The following is a 16,195-nucleotide window of genomic DNA, read 5'->3' on the forward strand; positions in this document are numbered from 1 at the left end:
GTTCGGTTCGGTTAGGTGACGCTCCGCGAAGGATTTGAGCTTCCGATCGCTGTTGAAATGGGATTCTTTCTGATAGTTGAAAGATATAGGTTAGAATCCCATTTCAAAGGCGAACGCTAACGCTTCTCCAGCTTCAAATCCTCCGCTCCGCTGCCGACCGCCGTCACCACCCTAAAGTCCCTACTCGTTTATATGTGAGTGAGTAGAAGTGAATAGTGTTCGCCCCTTTATATAGGAGCGAGTTCTTGTTGAGAAGCCCCGTCCTTACGGACGAGGGTTTCTCTTGATTTGTAATTTGGATGTCGGAGGTGTACCTCAATGAAATTTGGCGTGTCTGTGTATCACCTATAGGCCCATATGGAATATATTACATTTAAGTGCTATACGCCGCGTTTGTTGCCCCATACAAGGGTGTGGAGCTGCGGGAGTACTCTTACGTCATTTAGTCGGGAATCGTCCATGACACGGTCGATAAGCCATTCATAACGATGCAATAGGGATTCGGCAATCTGTTCCGTGTTCTCGGTGTTCACATCTGGGTTACCGGTCTGGAGGAACAGTGGTACATGCGGATAGCGCTCGTGAACGGTGCGTGCATATGCTAGATCTGTATCATCGAATATGACGACCTTCAAGCTGCATGCTCCATGGTAGAATCTCGCTGATTCATTAACGGCTTCTTCTGTGCATGCTGCGGTTGAGACGTGTGTTGCAGACCTGGACTCTCCAACCGTCTTCCAATCAGTCCTCTTCCGATTCGACAGACGGGCGACGATATCATCCAGCACATTCCAGTTGGTCGTCATGCCGGAGCTGGGCGGCTTGGGGGATAAGGTCACCTCATCGATATCGTACAGCCAATCCTGCCAGCGGGAGCCTTGGGTTTCGACAGCGGTGGCAATGCCTTGACTGCGCAGCAGGGTGACCAGCTCCCCGAGCTGTGGCAGCAGGGCGGGATTGCCTCCGGAAAGGGTCACATGCGAAAAGCGTTCGCCGCCGATGGCCTTCAGTTCCTGCCAAATGTCAGCGGCGCTCAGACGACGGATTTGATCCTTGGCGCTGCCGTCCCAGGTAAAGGCGGAATCGCACCACGAGCAATGGTAATCGCAGCCTGCGGTACGAACAAACATCGTTTTGCGCCCAATGACCATGCCTTCTCCCTGAACGGTGGGACCAAACACCTCCAGTACGGGGATGGGAGCTGTTTGGGCCACACGAGAGGGCGTTGTTGTTTGGTGAGCTGTCACGGTATTATTATTCATCCAGCATCCACTCCCGTCTGAATTCGGCGTAGCTGGTAGGTGTCTCAAACAGCCGCACAAATTCGGTACGTCCACCTTCCACGCGGGAGCGGTATGCATCCGAGGACAGGGCGGACTCCATTTGCTCAAAGATCCAGACGACCATATTTTCCGCAGTGGTATTCATCGGGGGCAACGTCTCATTCAGGTAACGATGATCCAGATAAGGCTCGATTCGTTCTTTCCAGATCGTTTTAATGTCTCCAAAATCCATCGTTAGACCCGTCTCGTCCGGTATGCCGCTTATACCAAAAACGACGATATAGGTATGTCCGTGCAGATTTTTGCATTTGCCTTCATAGCAGTGCAAATGATGTGCTGCATCAAACGTAAATTGTTTGCTGACCAGTACGCGTTTGCGGTGATAGCGCAGCTGAGCGTGTTCAATGTCTGTCCCGAACTGCTGGAGCTTGTCGACAATATGAAAGGTACCCGGCTCACGCATGGCCTTCAGCTCCTTGGGACGAAGCTCCGCGTCCGCGAACCGCAAGATACTGCTCCAGCCCGGCGCGGCGAAGCTTGCAGGCGGGGCATTCGCCACAGCCATCGCCAATGACGCCGTTATAGCATGTTAGTGTACGGGTTCTTACAAATTCAAAAGCTTCCAGCTCATCGGCCATTTTCCAGGTTTCAGCCTTATTCAGCCACATGAGCGGGGTATGAATCACAAAGGGATAGTCCATCGAAAGGTTGAGTGTGACGTTCAGCGATTTGATAAAAGAATCCCGGCAATCAGGATAACCACTGAAATCCGTCTCGCAAACGCCAGTAATGATGTGGCGCGCTCCTTTTTGCTTGGCGAGCACTGCCGCGAAGCTCAGGAACAGCAGGTTGCGACCGTCTACGAATGTACTAGGCAGTTCGCCTTCCTCTTGCGTAATGTCAATGTCGGTGCGTGTGAGGGCATTAGGGGCTAGTTGATTGAGCAGGCTCATATCGAGCACCGTTTGCGGAACACCCAGCTTGCGGGCAATTCCGGCGGCTACTTCGATTTCCTGCTTGTGACGTTGACCGTAGTCGAAGGTCACGGTTTCTACTTCGGCAAAATGCTTTTTCGCCCAAAATAAACAGGTGGTGCTGTCTTGACCGCCGCTGAATACGACGACCGCTTTTTCGTTTGCAAACATAAAAAAACCTCTCGATCTTCTTGGAATGGTGTAAGACACAGCGTCTTGTCACTTGGAAGAAGGAGAGTTCTTGAACTGACTTCAACAAAAAACAGGCCTTGCCCCGCGAGTTCATTTTTCATACGGAGGACAAAGCATCGTTAGTTTTTTATAGAGGGAGTTCGCGAACCTCTCCCATGCATGATGCATGGATTTTCTTCATTATAATGTCGGCCACGTAGACCGGCTGCTATTCAGACAGCATTGCCATTATAGCATGGCAGGGCTATTTGATAAACACTCCGCCAAAGGGAATAACTTCCCTTAAAAATCGTTTGATCACGCCATCGTCGTTCATATCCTGCTGGAGACGTCGATGATGCTCCCCGGCGTGAAAAAGCACGGTACCCTGTCCAGTCATTTTAAAATGATAGTTCATATGCTGGCTGGCCAGATGGTTGCCGTACACGGTCAACTCCAGCTTGGCGTTTTCGGGATAGGCGATGACGCTGCTCGCATCGACATATATCGGCTCTGTCGGGTGAAGCTGCTCCTGGCATACCAAACCTTGAGTCAAAAGACCAATTTGACCCACACCGTCAAATTTCATCTTAATAACATCGCGGCTGAACAGCATGTTCTTCATGCTCAGCAGCTTGGTACGCATATGGATTCCAGAGCTGTACCAGAACAGGTTGCGAAAATCGTATAGCAGATCATCGCCTCCTTCAAGCTCAATCATTTTGAGGCTAAAGCCGGGCGGAAGTGCGGCAATCAGACGACAAGCCCCTGTAAAATCGGCCTGAATCAGCTTGTGCTTGCGGTACATGCCTTTGATATTCATCAGCTTGTCACTGCGACCTGAGCTGGGGCCACGGTAAGCAATAATTTGCTGCGGATGCAGAACATGCAGCTTTTCCCCTTCCGCTAGATTGAGCGTTACAACCGAGCCGACACTTTCATCATGGTATTGTCCTGCTTGTATGTCCATTCAGACGTTTCTTCCTTTCAGGCAGTTAGCATCTAGTATCTTCCCGAACGTCGACGCATCCCGTAACGCAGCAGGCGGATACCTATAAAATAACCAGCCAGCAGGATTACAGCCGTGATCAAAAGCACCTTGTTTCGGTGTGATGCTTGATCGCGCTGGGTTTGAAGATTTTTCAGCTCAGCAACCGTGTCGGTCAGCTTGCGATTTTGCTCCAGCAGTTGGGCGTTTTGCTCTTGATAGGCTTCTATACTGCTGCGGGCCTTTTGCAGTTCTTCCTGAGTCTGTCGGTAGCCTTCCTTGAGCTGATATACATCGCCGGGCAGCCGGGAAAATTGCTCAAAGCCTTGATATACATCGTCCCAATAGGCAGCATATGCCCCGGGCACACGAGTTGCTCCAAAAATAAACAGAAGTGCTATGACAGCGTAGATAACACGGCGGTAGAAAGCAATGCGACAAGTTTGTCGTGCCAAGAGATGTTCCCCCTTCTGAATACATCAAATGTTCTCGAAAAAAGTCGATATATAAGTTTAAGTGTACCTCAAAACGGGTATATCAAGGAAGCATCCGCATTCCAGCATTTTTCCCGCCAAGTGTACCCGAAACCTTCAATAACTGATCTGCGCTTAAAAACGAATATCTGAACTGAAAATATAGGAAGAAAGACATAGAAGGAGAAATGAAAATGAACAAGAGAGAGCAAGATTATAAAATTTTAAAAATCACGGTCAATGGAAAACCATTATCGAAAGAACTCATAGTGGATAGCACTACTTTTGCACCTATATCCAACATTTGCACAAAAGCGAACGTTTCATTAACAGAAACTCCAACTTCGTAAGTTTGTAATATGGAACCAGCCTATAATGTAGTCCGGCATAAGTCGGGCTATTTTTGCGTTTTTATGCAATTTTAATGGGTTAAATTGTTATTTTTCGAAGCAGGTCCCCTTTCATAAAGATTACCATGTATAATTTTCACAAGCAAACGTACGTTCCCTGACAATATAGTGTCAGATAACACTGTTAATTTAGAGTTACATGTTCTTTTAGGGGGAAATTACCAGTGGTAAAGACAATGGTTAATGTAGCATACACATGGGACAAAGAGTCTATATCTGCGAGTGGGGCCGAACAAGTAAATCTGCTGATAGAATGGGGCTATGGAGCTATCCGTAAAAGAAAAGGGAACCTAGTACCGAAAACAGTGGGATGTGACCTTCAACTCCGGTTCATTCCGGAAAACGGGGTAAGTCTACTAAAAGTCGAAGGAGTGAGACTCGGTTTCAAACGCTCAGAAGACGGAGATTGCATGTTGATTCACTGCGGAGATGTGCGGCGGGGGAAATATAGACAGGCTGTTTTGACGTTCTCTATACCAGCTCACTCATCTGGAAGGCATACCATTGGATTGATGGAGTGGAGCTGGCGCAAGCCATCTCAGGAAAAGCGAACGCTGATCCGGACGGACCAGATATACATCAATTACACGCATCATCTGGGTCTGCTGAGCGTTCCACCCCATCCGATGGTGGAAAAATACATAAAGCTGAATGAGACGTCTATGACTGTAAAAAAGGCATTACGTATGTACGAGAAAGGTGAGCATGAGCGAGGTGCGTTTATTCTTAACAGACAAGCAGACGAATTACTAATACGTGCATCAAGAACCGATGATATGGATTACATGAAGGAAGCTGAATTACTTCTAGCCATACGTAATAAATGGGATGAGACTTTTGTATCATTTGCTTCCTATAGTTCTAAAGACTTATTTGATCAATCTATATCGGCAGAAAATGTTTCGTTTAACGAAACTAATACTTTGGAATAGGTAAGTTATGCTAGTTTGTTTGTGTAACGTAGTGAGTCTAATTTACTATCTTTTTGTAAAGGAGAGACTTCCTTGACTGATCGTTTAATACGTTTAATGCGGATTATTACTATTGTTCAGGCCAATCCGGGGATATTGGCAAGAGAGCTTGCGGAACGTTGTGAAACATCAGAACGTACCATCTACCGAGATATGGAGGCGCTAAGTGCTATGCATATTCCAATTACGAATATGGGGCATGGCAAAGGGTACATTTTTATAAGCAATTTTGCTTTGTATCCTCTGAATTGGACGGAAGAAGAGGCAGATGCTTTTGCCAAGCTGGGAGATATTATGGAAACGGTGAAGCCTCTTTTGCCGCCGGCTTTTGAAAGTGCTTATGAGAAGGTGATGGCCTCTAGTCAGAAAAAAAAGATAGACCAGACGAGCTTCGCGCAGGAAATGAAAAATATCGTCCGGCTCGGCTCGACACTTGATCGGGAAAACCAGCCCTATCTGCTCAGGCTGATTGTTTTGGCAAGTCTTACGCAGCAGACCATTGAAGCGGAATACAGCTCGCCTCAAAATGAAGATGTGTCATTAGTTCAGGTAGATCCTTATTGTTTGGTGCCGCAGGATCGGCGGTTTTATATGCTTGGTTTTTGTCACAAGCAATCCGCCATGAGAACCTTTCGGATCAGCCGCTTTCGGAATATGAGAATTTTGCCGTATACGTTTCAAAAAAATACGACAGAAATGGAAACGTTTTTTAAAGGGACCTGGTCGGTTACCAAAGGAAATCAAAACATTCGCTTTGTGGTGCGATTTTCTGCCGAATCTGTGTATCGGGTCAAGGAAGAGGAATTGTTCATCAAGCCTTTGCTCAAGGATTTGCCGGATGGCAGCTTGTTGTTTGAGGTGACGGTCAATCATGACCGTGAATTTCTGGATTGGCTCACCTCGTATGGAGCAGAGGCCGAGATTCTGGAGCCTTTGCGGTACCGCAAGCGAATGCAGGAAATGCTGCGGACCTGGGGAACATTTTATTTCGATAAAAAGGCAGGAAATTAAGAATAACAGGGGGAGATCCCCCGGAACGGGCCGGGGAGCTATCCGCTTAATGGTCCTTAAACAGGTTGGCGAGATTGCCAAATGGACTGTAATGCTCCTGTTCTTCCTCCGGTGAGGAGTATACGAGCTTTGAGCCTCGGCTTTCCTCATCGTCAGCAACGTTATCTACTAATGTAATGCGATCAAAAAGGTGCATAAAAACCTGAGCGGTGTTTATGGCATCATCCAGTGCGCGGTGCTGCTGACCGTCAAAGTCAATGTGGCACAATTCCAGCGCCTGAGACAGACTCAACTGGCGATATTTGCCGCTGGAGCCAAACAGACGGGAGATTTGCTTCTGTATATCATTCGTATTATGAATCCATCCAAGATCTACATGATGGGTACGACAATGGGATACCAGCTTTTGACGGTCATCCGGTCCCCATGCACACAAATAATAGGGTGAATCCGTACCGAGCCAGGCAACAAATTGCTCCACAGCTTCGGGAAAGAGTGGGGCGGCATCAATATCTCGTTGAGTAATGCCCGTGAACTGAACGGTATCCGTAGACAGTACAGGTCGATTTGAGGGTCTTACAAAACTGTGAAACGTATCTGCAACGTATAGACCATCGTCTCCCTGCACGACCTTGACAGCACCGATATCAATGATTTCAGAGGAATATCTGGCGTTGCGGCTAACAGTAAATTCAAGATCATAAATAATGTATTGCATATATGGACTCCTTCCACGCACCTGGCTGGTCCCGATAGATACCGGGATGAATGTTCTCTGCTCGAATGGCTCTTCTCCATCATACCTCTCGGTCCACAACTTGTCAGCGGTTAAAAGGTTCGCTTTAAAAAAAAATATGCGATGTCCAAATGAGCCTGGACTATCGCATACTTCAAATCCTCTGACAAACTATTGAATTAGGCCGGGAGGTTCAACTTTTGCCCCGGATAAATGCGGTGAGGATTTTTCAACTTGTTCAGCTTTTGAAGCTGTTGCCAGGTGGTACCGTGTTTGCGGGAAATGTCATATAACGTGTCCCCGGATTTCACAATATACACATGGCTATTTGCAGCTTGGGCAGAAGCTGATGCTTGCTGCGGCTTGGCTGCTGGAGTTTTTGCGGGCACCGATTTCACTGGTGCTGGTTTCGCTGATACTGGTTTGGCAGCCGGAGTAGAGACGGCTTGTGGTTTTTCCTGCACAGGTGCTGGTGTTGCAGTTGGCGCAGGCTGTGTGGCCGGGACGGAGGCATTCCCGTCTGCCTTGGCCTCTTGAATGCGGCCGTCTGCTTGTGCTTGCAGGCTGGCGGAGCCAATCTTTTGCATATAGCGGATTAACGCCTCGTCCAGCGATCCGAACATACCTGCCTGCGGATATTTAGCAAACATCGTATATTGGTCACCGCCTACAGCAGTAAAGTCATTGGTGGCCAATGTGTACGTCGCCTCAGGATCAAGCGCCTTGCCGCCGATCAAAACGGAATGAACGCGACTTCCTTTGGCTGCTGATGTGTCTATTTTAAACGAGATGCCTGATACCTGCGGGAAACCTCCGCTTGGCTCCGGGTAGGAGGCTGTGCCATTCTCAAGTGCTGCCTGGATGTCAGTGCCTTTCACCTTCAGGGTAACAATCTGGTTTCCGAAAGGCAGCACGGTGATGATGTCTCCCTTGGTTACTGTTCCTGCCTTAATGGAAGCCCGGATGCCGCCGCCGTTGGTTAAAGCCACGTCTGCACCCGAAACGTCGCGCATGGCATCGGTGAGCAGGTCGCCAAGATTGGTTTCACCCGCACGTACCTTTTCGCGTGCTCCTTCCAGATCCACGCTTGTTTGTGTTACAACCTGTTTAAGAATAGGTTCCTGATCCTTCTGAATGGAAGCGATCAATGCAGCAATTTCAGCGTTGGGCTGAACGTCGGCAGCCTGAGTCGAGTCAATCAGCTTGGCTTGCTTTTGGGTAACCTTACCGCCATCGACCCATAGATCCACAACACCCAGATACTTGGTGTATTCACCTGCGCTGGCGATCAACGTACCGTTGTCACCGACCAGCCCTTTTTCGAGTACAGTATGGCTGTGTCCATCGATGAAAATATCAATGCCGGGCACTTCTTTAACAACCTTGAGGCTGGTGTCCTTGCTTGATGCATCCTGTCCCAAATGACCAAGAACCACGACGACATCCACTTTGCTGCGAATTTCGTCTACAGCTGCTTTGGCTTCAGCCGCAGGATCGGTGAATTGAATCCCCTCTACATTTTTGGGATTGGTCTTATAGGCTGTTTCAGGCGTAGTCAGACCGATAATGCCGATTTTAACGCCATCTACTTCCTTTATAACATACGGTTTGAACAAACGCGTTCCGTCCGTTTGCTTAATGTTGGCGCTCAGCACAGGGAACTGAATCTCCTTGCTTAGCTCAACCAGATGCTTCCAGCCATAATTAAACTCATGATTGCCAGGAACCATTGCATCATAGCGCAGCTTGTTGATCACTTTCACGATACTCTCACCGTTGACCAACGTAGCGAAGGTCGTTCCATGAATGGTATCCCCGTCATCCAGCAGCAATGTATTGGGATTGGAAGCGCGATACTGGTCGATGATGCCCGCCAGCTTGGCGAAGCCCATTTCCTTGTCGTTTGCGACCACGTGGGCATGGGTATCATTCGTATGTAGGATGGTGATGTGCTTGCCGCTGGTTGGAGTAGTAGCCGCATTCGCTGTTCCCGCATTGGCTGCCGGGTCCGCTGCTGCTGTACCAAGACATCCGAACAGAAGCGCGGCGGTCGTCAAGAGTGACGAGATTTTTTTCCATGAATTCATGTTGTTCCTTCAACCTCCCATAAAATGAATGAATTAGAGCAACCGCTTACGTCCACATTTTATCAGATGATTGTAAAAATAACTTCTATTTTATATCAAAGTACTAAGATTTTTTGATATATCGGTTGTTAAAGCCATCGTCAAATCACCTATATTGAGGAGGAAGCAATAAACAGTAACTAGATTTGAGGATCGGGAATCGAATTTTGCAAAAATCTAAGCCACCAAAATAGGAACTAGCGTTCTGTCTTATGGTCAAAAAAAAGAGCAGTCTCTTTGGGCAGCCCAATCCGGGGCAAATAGTGCTCCAGCGTTTCGTCAGCCAGTGGGGGTTTTCCCTCACTCAGCAAAAGCACGGCAAAACGGTTGGCCTGCTGTTCAAATTTTCCTGGAGAAAAGTAGGAATGCTCCTCTATAAAAAAGCGGCTGATGCCTTTATGCAGTCGGTCATGCCCCAATTCGTGCGCACAAACAAACCGTCTCCATTCCGGTGTAAGGCCATCGTGGATGACGATAAATTTTCTGCGCAGCTTGTGGTAATACAGCCCTTTGGTTGTGGAACCCAGATCGCAATAACGGATATGGATACCGAGCGCTTTTGCAATATCAAAAGGGCAGTTGGTACGGTATTTTCGGACGAGTTTGTGAATGAGTTCTTTCATACGATCACCTGCTATCCTTGATCTTTGCCCGCCCGGGGCTCTTGGGGCTTCTTGTGCTTGTTCATTTGCTTGGCTTCCCAGAACAGACCTGTTAACACATCCTTGATCCGTTGACGGTCAGTCTCATTCAGCGGAATGCCGTCGAACATTAATTCGTCGTCTTCCTCCAGCATTTTTTTGAAATCCCGGCGGTCCTTGGAGGTTGCCCAATCCGGCACAGTAGAACGATAAGGTTCGTGTGAATGCTGCTCTATGGAATCGTCGTTTTCCCAATAACCGGCGACTTTCATCATTTCGGTATAGGATACGTCGAGTGCGTCCGCTATTTTGCGGAGAGTAGAGGGCTTGGGGACTCCGCGCAGCCCGTTTTCAATGCGGGAAATTTGTGAATTACTAATGCCTGCGGCATCTGCCAATTGGTTAATGCTCCATTGCTTTTGTTCACGCTGCTGCTTTAAGTAGGTTCCGAATGCTGGCTGTTCCACAAAGGAGGCTCCCTTCTGCAATAGAATCATAGATTGGTTCCATTATACCATTAGGTAATTAGCAAAAGCACGTAATATGCCAAAAGGTATAGAAAAATAAAGCGAGCATCCTGTTTTTGGGAGCAAACCGCTTTTTTTGACGATGGATAGAAATTCTAAATAATGCTATGTTATACTCAAGATGCGAACAAAATACGAACAAAATGTAAACAAAGAAGTTGTGATTGCTAAAAATTACATCATTGTCAAAAGGCATAAGATAAGGAGTGCTGCTGTACATGAAAAATAACTTACCCGAATTGGATCGTCGTAAAACGCAGAATGCATTGGAGGGCGTATTTGAGAAGTACCGGATCTATAAAACGATAACCTTTATGGACCGGGAAAGCTTTATCACGGCTGGCTATACGGATCGACCGAACGGTCCAACGAATGTGACCAGCGATCCGACAGCCCGGACAGCCGTATATAATGTAGATGCTCCCGCCGCCCGCCTGGCCTATTGCGAAATGGTAGATGCTGTAGTCAGTCGCTTGAATGAACGCGAACAGCTGCTCATCCGTGAGCGTTATTTAAAGGATGACGATGTGTTTGATTACAAGGTTTACAATTATGTACTGGACCCGCCGGTCAGCAAGGATACGTATACGAAGCTTCGCACACGTGCTTTTTACAAAATGGCGCTTGCGCTGGCAGACCAAGGCGTTTTGAATCTGGCAGGCTTGCAGAAGGGCGCAGATCGAAAACTGGGTTAGTCTAAATCGTACAGCTCCTCTAAAAGGCTCTGGCCTCCTGATATTCGGGGAGTTCTGGATGGTTTCAACCTATGTGGTAAAAGGATTGGCGAGAAAAGAAATTCTTTTTGCTATCCACCTATTCTGAAAATGGCTATCCGGAAATGTGGCAGTCTTTATTTGCTTGTTATGAGTTATTTAGAAAATACTCCAAGGCTGTGGCAAAAAGCTTCAATTACAGGTATCCGAATTACGACGAAGCTGTCAGCAGGTATGCTGTAAATATTTATCATTCATGGACGTGAACTGTATCATGGCCGCCTTTTTAATGAACTGCCCCCCAACTGTTAGGCATAACTAACAACTGGAGGTGCAGTTTTTTTATGGCCAATTGGGGCTCACTTCAAGTCTTTTTGAACGTATCATTTTCTTCTGGGGATTCCCTTGCCGCGGACGACTCTCATGGGCCTCATCATATCATAGTCCTCGTGCTCCAGAATATGACAGTGCCAAGCGAAAAGACCTGTAAAGGGAACGAACCTGGCTATGATTTTGGTAACTTGGCCCGGGTTCGCCCGGACAACGTCTTTCCATCCCCGTTCATTGGACGCAGGAGGGATGGCCCGGCCTGTGTAACGAATTTTATTGGTCTTGTTATAGAAATTCACATCGAATGGCCTGCGACTGAGCACCTGGAATTTTACCAGATGCAGATGCATCGGATGCGTGTTCGTACCGGGGTTGACAAAGTTCCATGCTTCAATGGAACCAAGAACAGGTTTCTCTGTCACCGGAGCTTCAAAGCCTTTGTTATTCAGCATCTGAACATCCCTGCCGTATTTGTCCGGCGCTGAGCTTAGCTTGAGCCATCGTACTCGACGCGCCTTGGCGGGCGACAAACGGGGGATGACGTTTAATTTGGCGGGGATGCGGCTCTTATCGGGTGAGGTTAGATGACGGCCTACCTGGAATTGCATGATTTTTCCCGTCGTATTGGGGTTCGGCAATGTTCCCCCCGGGAAGGGTGCCCGCGCATGGTTGGTAAGGACGATGTTCTGCCCTTTGTGCTTCGAAAAATCAATGATCACATCCGCCCGTTCGCCTATGCCGAGCGTGATCTGTTTCACCTGTACCGGTTTGGTCAGCAAGCCTTGATCGGAACCGATTTGAATAAAGGATTGTCCGGAGCTGAGCTTTATTTGATAGAAGCGGGAGTTCGAGCCGTTAATGATTCGGAACCGATATTTTCTTGGTTCCACATTCAAAAATGGCCATACGGTCCCGTTGACCATAATGGTATTGCCAAAGAAATTCGGAACGATAGAAGGGTTGACTCCTTTTACCGGAGGCGTTGTATTACTTGGGTAGAATAGTTGCCCATTCTTCTTGAATGACCTGTCCTGAATGATGAGCGGGATATCAAACTTTCCTTTCGGTAGCGGCAGAGACGCTTCATGAGCATCCGTTAGCAGATAGGCCCCGGACAAACCGGCATACAGATTCAGGCGGGTAATCGCCAAGGCGTGGTCGTGATAGAACAAAGTAGCTGCGTTTTGCGAATTCGGATACACATATACCTTGCGTCTGAACTGGGGACCGACTACCTTGAAGTCGCGGCTGAACCAGGCTGTAGGGTATCCGTCGCTTCCTTGACGGGCTACTGTACCGTGAAGGTGAACGACGGTCCGAACTTCGGGGACGTTAGGACCAGCTCCTGGAATCGTTTTGTCGACGGGCAATAGATGCTTGAGCGGCAGCTTATTGATCCATTTCACGTGGACCCGCTCGTTTTTGCGGGCGTGGATGGTAGGTCCCGGAGATCTTCCGTTATATCCCCACACGGTTGTGAGCGGCAGGTCACGGTGTAGTCTTTGCTTAAATTGAGTCATTTTCACTTGATAAAAGGTCTCTTTCGGGCTGTGGCGAATCGGTTTTAGAGTCGGCGGGATGGCCAGTGGGGTTACAAATTTTTTAAGCGGCATAGCGTATTCCTCCTAACCAGCATTAGTAACATGGCTAAGGTATGCCCTCAGGCCACTTGTATTATAGTCTAATGTCGAGTAGGAGAGATGCGAACCGTACAGCTGCCTAACACTCTGCCTAAATTGAATAAAGTGCGTTCAATCTACACAACTTTCTATGATCCTTCAATAGATTGAATGTCTGTAAGTATGGACCTCAGATGTTCCCTGGCTGATAGATTCAGTGGTTGTAAGGGTAGAGGGAGACTGGGACTTGAAATCAAGCCACTGATTTCGGCTGCTGCCGAAACAACGCGAAGGCTGCCGTATTGGCGAAATAACGACCAAATCGGTTCAAGCCGCGCTGAGAGCTGTTCTGCTTCGTCAGCACAACCGTCTAGGGCCAATCGGGTCATTCTCAGGCATGTCTTTGGAAACAAGCCACCCAGAACGGAGTACCACGCTTCACAGCCTGCATTCAAGCCAGTGGCTGCAAACGGGTCCCCGCTTACGCCGATCGTTACATGGGAAGGAATGAGCGCTCGCAGTTTACTAATGCGTACCTTGGCTGCTTCAGGTTCTGAAGGTACTCCAGGAATCTTGATCGAACGAACATGGGGGAGTTCGGCAATTCGGCCGTGCAGCTCATCACTAAAATGAAAATGCGTAGTTCCCGGATTATCATACACGCAAAGCGGAACAGAGAGCGAGCTTGTCACTTGTTGATACAACAAATATACCTCTTCATTCGTTAACGCTTGGTAAGAAACAGGAGCCAACAGCACTGCGCTTGCTCCTGCTTTTTGCGCGTCTTCCGCTAATCGAAGCACGTCAAGCGTGCGAATCGCACTTATGCTTGTCATCACGGGAATGCCCTCGGCGGAACCGACGGCAAGCTGTAAAACGCCAAGACGCTCTTCCCGGCTAAGATAGGCGTAGTTCCCTGTCGAACCCAGTGCACCGATGGCGTCTACGCCAGTTGCGACCAATCGTTGGATCAGTTTTACGTATTCTTTTTCGTTAATGCCTGCCTCATTCAATGGGGTCATTGGAAAAGCAGATAATCCATGGAACATCAAGCTACACTCCTTTGATTGTTAGCCTTCAAAATGCATACAAATTATAAAAATCAATTGGGCTTACTTAAAGGGCCAATTCTGAGACAAATAACTAGGCCAATTTAGAGAGTTAGACTGAAACAGGTCAAAAAACTAACTTCAAGGGAAAGAAGGACAAGGAAGCGTAGCGAATGAAGGGGCGTCCATCACAAGGCGTTGGCAATACCAAGCAACATTAAAAGAAAACAGGATAACTAAAAGTATGTCCCGTAAAGGAAACTGCTACGACAATGCGGTTATGGAGAACTTCTTCGGGATTTTTAGATCCGAATTTTTATATACCCAATAATTAGAAAGCATGGAACAATTTAATGTCGGATATTTTTTTGAGACTTGTCGGCATGGAGGTTTAATACTGTTCTAATGATAGGAACACACGTTCTCAAAATACCGCCTAACTTCATCCCTAGCTTCTGCTTTTATCGTCCATTTCCCCGGCAACGTATTCGTTATTAGGGTGTAAGATTATATCATCGGGAATCAAGACAAGAGAACATACCGAAGACACACACAGTCAAACGTTAGCCGGCCAATAGGGCCGGTTTTTTTATGCGGTGATCGTCTCTGCTGATTCCCGGGAATTCGTTGTACAGAAAGGAGGAGTCGTGTTGCCTAAGCAAGGGATGCTGCAATGCATGAGTATGAGGCTGCGCCGGATGAGAACACGAAAGTGGAAAAAAGCATGGCTAGGCAGTCACAGCATGCGAGTGCAGGTTGCGCAAAGGCGGCATGCTGCAGGATGAGACAAGCCTTTAAGCAAAAGCTCGTTGAAATTGTTCCGGCGCTGCAAGGACGTGTATACGATGTTCAGCCACCGTCGCAGACGGCAGAGGAGCCGTATGCCGTTATGGCGCTGGGCGAGGAAATCTGGAAGTCTTCCTGGGCTGGCTACCGGCAGGTTGTCCGCATCAAGCTGTACGCAGGACAAGCCGGGCTGGCGCAGGCCGATGTATGGGCGAATGCCCTGATTGCCGGGCTGCACCGGGAACCGGTGACAGGCCAAGGTGAGGACACGTCGGCTTTTACCCCGCACTATTTGGGCGTGCGAGATGCGGAAAAGCTGGACACCGTCACAGGCAAGGCCTATAGAACGCTGCGCTTTGGCGTATATGTGCCTGAAACGGAAGGGAGCTCAGCCATTCCGACAAATGGTGCCGCACAGCCGGATGAATGGCTGGCAGCCCTGGCCCGCTGGACGCAAAAGCAACTGGGCGAGACGTGGTCGATATACGCCAATGCATGGCCTGCACAGCCGGGACGGCACGCGGTTTTATGGCGTCTGAGCGGCTGCGAGACCCGGATGGCGGGAGCCTCCATGTATGAGCTCCGCAAACGGTTCATCGGACATATCATCGCTCAAGACAGCGCTGAAGAGAACCGCGCAGCCTCCGCGCTGGTCGAGGGCTTTGCGACTCAAATCCAGCTTCCACTGGATCAGGACAAGGGGCGTTATATGTCTACGGACGAAGCTTCGGCCGATTTGCAGGCGGATGCGATTTTAGACGGTCAGCTCCGGCTGACGCTGGTACAGCGACGTATGCGTCCGGCTGAGGAAGCGGCGTTGATTCGCAGAGTGGAAATTCATCCTGTTTTGAAATGAGGTGGTCTGAGTGACCTTGGAAAAAAATGAGAAGTCCCAGCTATATGCCGGGCAGGAAGCAGGCGGCCCCCGCTATACGCTGGAGGAGCTTAAGGAACACGCGGAACCATTGTTTTCCGTGAAGGAAGAGGTGCTGGCAGGCGCCTTTTTTGGCGCACAGGACAAGCTGTTCACGGTAGCAGAAGCACACACTAAAATCGAACAATTTATGAAAGCGAAGGTGGACTAATTATGGCAGGCGGAACATGGGAAAACACGAATAAACCGGTATTACCGGGTTTGTATATGAACTTTCAGGCAGCAGCAGCTTCAGCGATTCAAGGTGGATCACGTGGTACGGTCATTGTATCCGTCAAGGCGAATTGGGGTCCTGTACGTGAGTTTGTAGAGATTGGCAGCGAAACAGCCATTAACCAAATCTTTTCCGGCGACAGTGAGGACGGCGCGACAGCCTATTCCACACTGTATCTGGCTTTGCTGGGCGGTCCGAAAAAACTGCTCGCTTACCGTTTGGCGGATGATACGGCTGCT

Annotated in this window: 17 protein-coding genes, 3 pseudogenes and 1 riboswitch; of the genes and pseudogenes, 9 read left to right on the forward strand and 11 right to left on the reverse strand. The window is 48.5% G+C overall.

Features of this window, described 5'->3' with window-relative positions; genetic code table 11:
- Positions 1–380: 380 nt before the first annotated feature.
- The 5 genes from queE to WG8_RS05620 form a co-directional block, all read right to left on the reverse strand.
- The gene (gene queE / locus WG8_RS05600) at positions 381–1,262 is read right to left on the reverse strand and encodes a 7-carboxy-7-deazaguanine synthase QueE (RefSeq protein WP_007429145.1); all 882 of its coding nucleotides are present in this window, start codon (positions 1,260–1,262) and stop codon (positions 381–383) included.
- The gene (queD, locus tag WG8_RS05605; RefSeq protein ID WP_007429146.1) at positions 1,255–1,746 is read right to left on the reverse strand and encodes a 6-carboxytetrahydropterin synthase QueD; all 492 of its coding nucleotides are present in this window, start codon (positions 1,744–1,746) and stop codon (positions 1,255–1,257) included. Before queD ends, queE begins: the two co-directional genes overlap by 8 nt.
- Entirely contained in the window at positions 1,739–2,428 is a 690-nt protein-coding gene (gene queC, locus WG8_RS05610; protein WP_007429147.1) for a 7-cyano-7-deazaguanine synthase QueC, read from the reverse strand. Before queC ends, queD begins: the two co-directional genes overlap by 8 nt.
- A 134-nt stretch (positions 2,429–2,562) precedes the next feature.
- Positions 2,563–2,606, reverse strand: a riboswitch (PreQ1 riboswitch).
- An 87-nt stretch (positions 2,607–2,693) separates the two neighbouring features.
- Positions 2,694–3,398: an AIM24 family protein gene (locus WG8_RS05615; protein WP_007429148.1), complete on the reverse strand. Its 705-nt coding sequence runs from the start codon at positions 3,396–3,398 to the stop codon at positions 2,694–2,696.
- A 32-nt stretch (positions 3,399–3,430) separates the two neighbouring features.
- Complete coding sequence (locus WG8_RS05620) at positions 3,431–3,871, reverse strand: hypothetical protein (protein WP_007429149.1); 441 nt, start codon at positions 3,869–3,871, stop codon at positions 3,431–3,433.
- Positions 3,872–4,083: 212 nt separating this feature from the next.
- Here WG8_RS05620 and WG8_RS27335 point away from each other — a divergent pair, with 212 nt between their 5' ends.
- The 3 genes from WG8_RS27335 (at position 4,084) to WG8_RS05630 (ending at position 6,281) form a co-directional block, all read left to right on the forward strand.
- Positions 4,084–4,239, forward strand: coding sequence for a hypothetical protein (locus WG8_RS27335; protein WP_198286440.1), 156 nt, complete (start codon positions 4,084–4,086; stop codon positions 4,237–4,239).
- Between the two features lie 224 nt (positions 4,240–4,463).
- Positions 4,464–5,231: a hypothetical protein gene (locus tag WG8_RS05625; protein ID WP_007429150.1), complete on the forward strand. Its 768-nt coding sequence runs from the start codon at positions 4,464–4,466 to the stop codon at positions 5,229–5,231.
- Positions 5,232–5,303: 72 nt separating this feature from the next.
- The gene (locus WG8_RS05630) at positions 5,304–6,281 is read left to right on the forward strand and encodes a helix-turn-helix transcriptional regulator (protein ID WP_007429151.1); all 978 of its coding nucleotides are present in this window, start codon (positions 5,304–5,306) and stop codon (positions 6,279–6,281) included.
- Positions 6,282–6,327: 46 nt separating this feature from the next.
- Here the strand turns inward: WG8_RS05630 and WG8_RS05635 are convergent, their stop codons facing one another.
- The 4 genes from WG8_RS05635 to WG8_RS05650 all read right to left on the reverse strand — a co-directional run bounded on the left by WG8_RS05635 (position 6,328) and on the right by WG8_RS05650 (position 10,251).
- The gene (locus WG8_RS05635) at positions 6,328–6,999 is read right to left on the reverse strand and encodes a 3'-5' exonuclease (RefSeq protein ID WP_007429152.1); all 672 of its coding nucleotides are present in this window, start codon (positions 6,997–6,999) and stop codon (positions 6,328–6,330) included.
- A 197-nt stretch (positions 7,000–7,196) separates the two neighbouring features.
- Positions 7,197–9,104 carry a 5'-nucleotidase C-terminal domain-containing protein gene (locus WG8_RS05640; RefSeq protein WP_007429153.1) on the reverse strand — a complete coding sequence of 636 codons (1,908 nt, stop codon included), beginning with the start codon at positions 9,102–9,104 and terminating at the stop codon, positions 7,197–7,199.
- A gap of 236 nt (positions 9,105–9,340) precedes the next feature.
- Positions 9,341–9,766 carry an ImmA/IrrE family metallo-endopeptidase gene (locus tag WG8_RS05645; RefSeq protein ID WP_007429154.1) on the reverse strand — a complete coding sequence of 142 codons (426 nt, stop codon included), beginning with the start codon at positions 9,764–9,766 and terminating at the stop codon, positions 9,341–9,343.
- An 11-nt stretch (positions 9,767–9,777) separates the two neighbouring features.
- Positions 9,778–10,251, reverse strand: coding sequence for a helix-turn-helix domain-containing protein (locus WG8_RS05650; RefSeq protein WP_007429155.1), 474 nt, complete (start codon positions 10,249–10,251; stop codon positions 9,778–9,780).
- A gap of 278 nt (positions 10,252–10,529) precedes the next feature.
- Here WG8_RS05650 and WG8_RS05655 point away from each other — a divergent pair, with 278 nt between their 5' ends.
- Positions 10,530–11,006: an ArpU family phage packaging/lysis transcriptional regulator gene (locus WG8_RS05655; protein ID WP_007429156.1), complete on the forward strand. Its 477-nt coding sequence runs from the start codon at positions 10,530–10,532 to the stop codon at positions 11,004–11,006.
- Positions 11,007–11,055: 49 nt separating this feature from the next.
- Positions 11,056–11,290, forward strand: a pseudogene (locus WG8_RS26285) (aminoglycoside 6-adenylyltransferase); the annotation flags it as partial.
- Positions 11,291–11,407: 117 nt separating this feature from the next.
- On the opposite strand, the gene WG8_RS05660 reads toward WG8_RS26285, so the two are convergent.
- Positions 11,408–12,967 carry a multicopper oxidase family protein gene (locus tag WG8_RS05660; protein WP_007429157.1) on the reverse strand — a complete coding sequence of 520 codons (1,560 nt, stop codon included), beginning with the start codon at positions 12,965–12,967 and terminating at the stop codon, positions 11,408–11,410.
- A 155-nt stretch (positions 12,968–13,122) separates the two neighbouring features.
- Complete coding sequence (locus WG8_RS05665) at positions 13,123–14,022, reverse strand: dihydrodipicolinate synthase family protein (protein ID WP_007429158.1); 900 nt, start codon at positions 14,020–14,022, stop codon at positions 13,123–13,125.
- A 202-nt stretch (positions 14,023–14,224) separates the two neighbouring features.
- Between WG8_RS05665 and WG8_RS28050 the strand changes: the two are divergent.
- From WG8_RS28050 to WG8_RS28055, 4 genes and pseudogenes are all read left to right on the forward strand, one after another.
- Positions 14,225–14,344: pseudogene (locus WG8_RS28050) on the forward strand (IS3 family transposase); the annotation flags it as partial.
- A 459-nt stretch (positions 14,345–14,803) separates the two neighbouring features.
- The gene (locus tag WG8_RS05670; protein ID WP_198286441.1) at positions 14,804–15,664 is read left to right on the forward strand and encodes a hypothetical protein; all 861 of its coding nucleotides are present in this window, start codon (positions 14,804–14,806) and stop codon (positions 15,662–15,664) included.
- Between the two features lie 10 nt (positions 15,665–15,674).
- Positions 15,675–15,893: a hypothetical protein gene (locus WG8_RS05675; protein WP_007429160.1), complete on the forward strand. Its 219-nt coding sequence runs from the start codon at positions 15,675–15,677 to the stop codon at positions 15,891–15,893.
- A gap of 2 nt (positions 15,894–15,895) precedes the next feature.
- Positions 15,896–16,195: pseudogene (locus WG8_RS28055) on the forward strand (phage tail sheath protein); the annotation flags it as partial.

It is taken from the genome of Paenibacillus sp. Aloe-11 (assembly GCF_000245715.1).
Classification (GTDB): domain Bacteria; phylum Bacillota; class Bacilli; order Paenibacillales; family Paenibacillaceae; genus Paenibacillus; species Paenibacillus kribbensis.

Coding starts and splice junctions, on each gene's coding strand:
- WG8_RS05670 (WP_198286441.1), top strand. CDS start 14,804: ATGAGACAAGCCTTTAAGCAAAAGCTCGTTGAAATTGTTCCGGCGCTG.
- WG8_RS27335 (WP_198286440.1), top strand. CDS start 4,084: ATGAACAAGAGAGAGCAAGATTATAAAATTTTAAAAATCACGGTCAAT.
- WG8_RS05645 (WP_007429154.1), bottom strand. CDS start 9,766: ATGAAAGAACTCATTCACAAACTCGTCCGAAAATACCGTACCAACTGC.
- WG8_RS05660 (WP_007429157.1), bottom strand. CDS start 12,967: ATGCCGCTTAAAAAATTTGTAACCCCACTGGCCATCCCGCCGACTCTA.
- WG8_RS05640 (WP_007429153.1), bottom strand. CDS start 9,104: ATGAATTCATGGAAAAAAATCTCGTCACTCTTGACGACCGCCGCGCTT.
- queC (WP_007429147.1), bottom strand. CDS start 2,428: ATGTTTGCAAACGAAAAAGCGGTCGTCGTATTCAGCGGCGGTCAAGAC.
- queE (WP_007429145.1), bottom strand. CDS start 1,262: ATGAATAATAATACCGTGACAGCTCACCAAACAACAACGCCCTCTCGT.
- WG8_RS05635 (WP_007429152.1), bottom strand. CDS start 6,999: ATGCAATACATTATTTATGATCTTGAATTTACTGTTAGCCGCAACGCC.
- queD (WP_007429146.1), bottom strand. CDS start 1,746: ATGCGTGAGCCGGGTACCTTTCATATTGTCGACAAGCTCCAGCAGTTC.
- WG8_RS05665 (WP_007429158.1), bottom strand. CDS start 14,022: ATGTTCCATGGATTATCTGCTTTTCCAATGACCCCATTGAATGAGGCA.
- WG8_RS05655 (WP_007429156.1), top strand. CDS start 10,530: ATGAAAAATAACTTACCCGAATTGGATCGTCGTAAAACGCAGAATGCA.
- WG8_RS05615 (WP_007429148.1), bottom strand. CDS start 3,398: ATGGACATACAAGCAGGACAATACCATGATGAAAGTGTCGGCTCGGTT.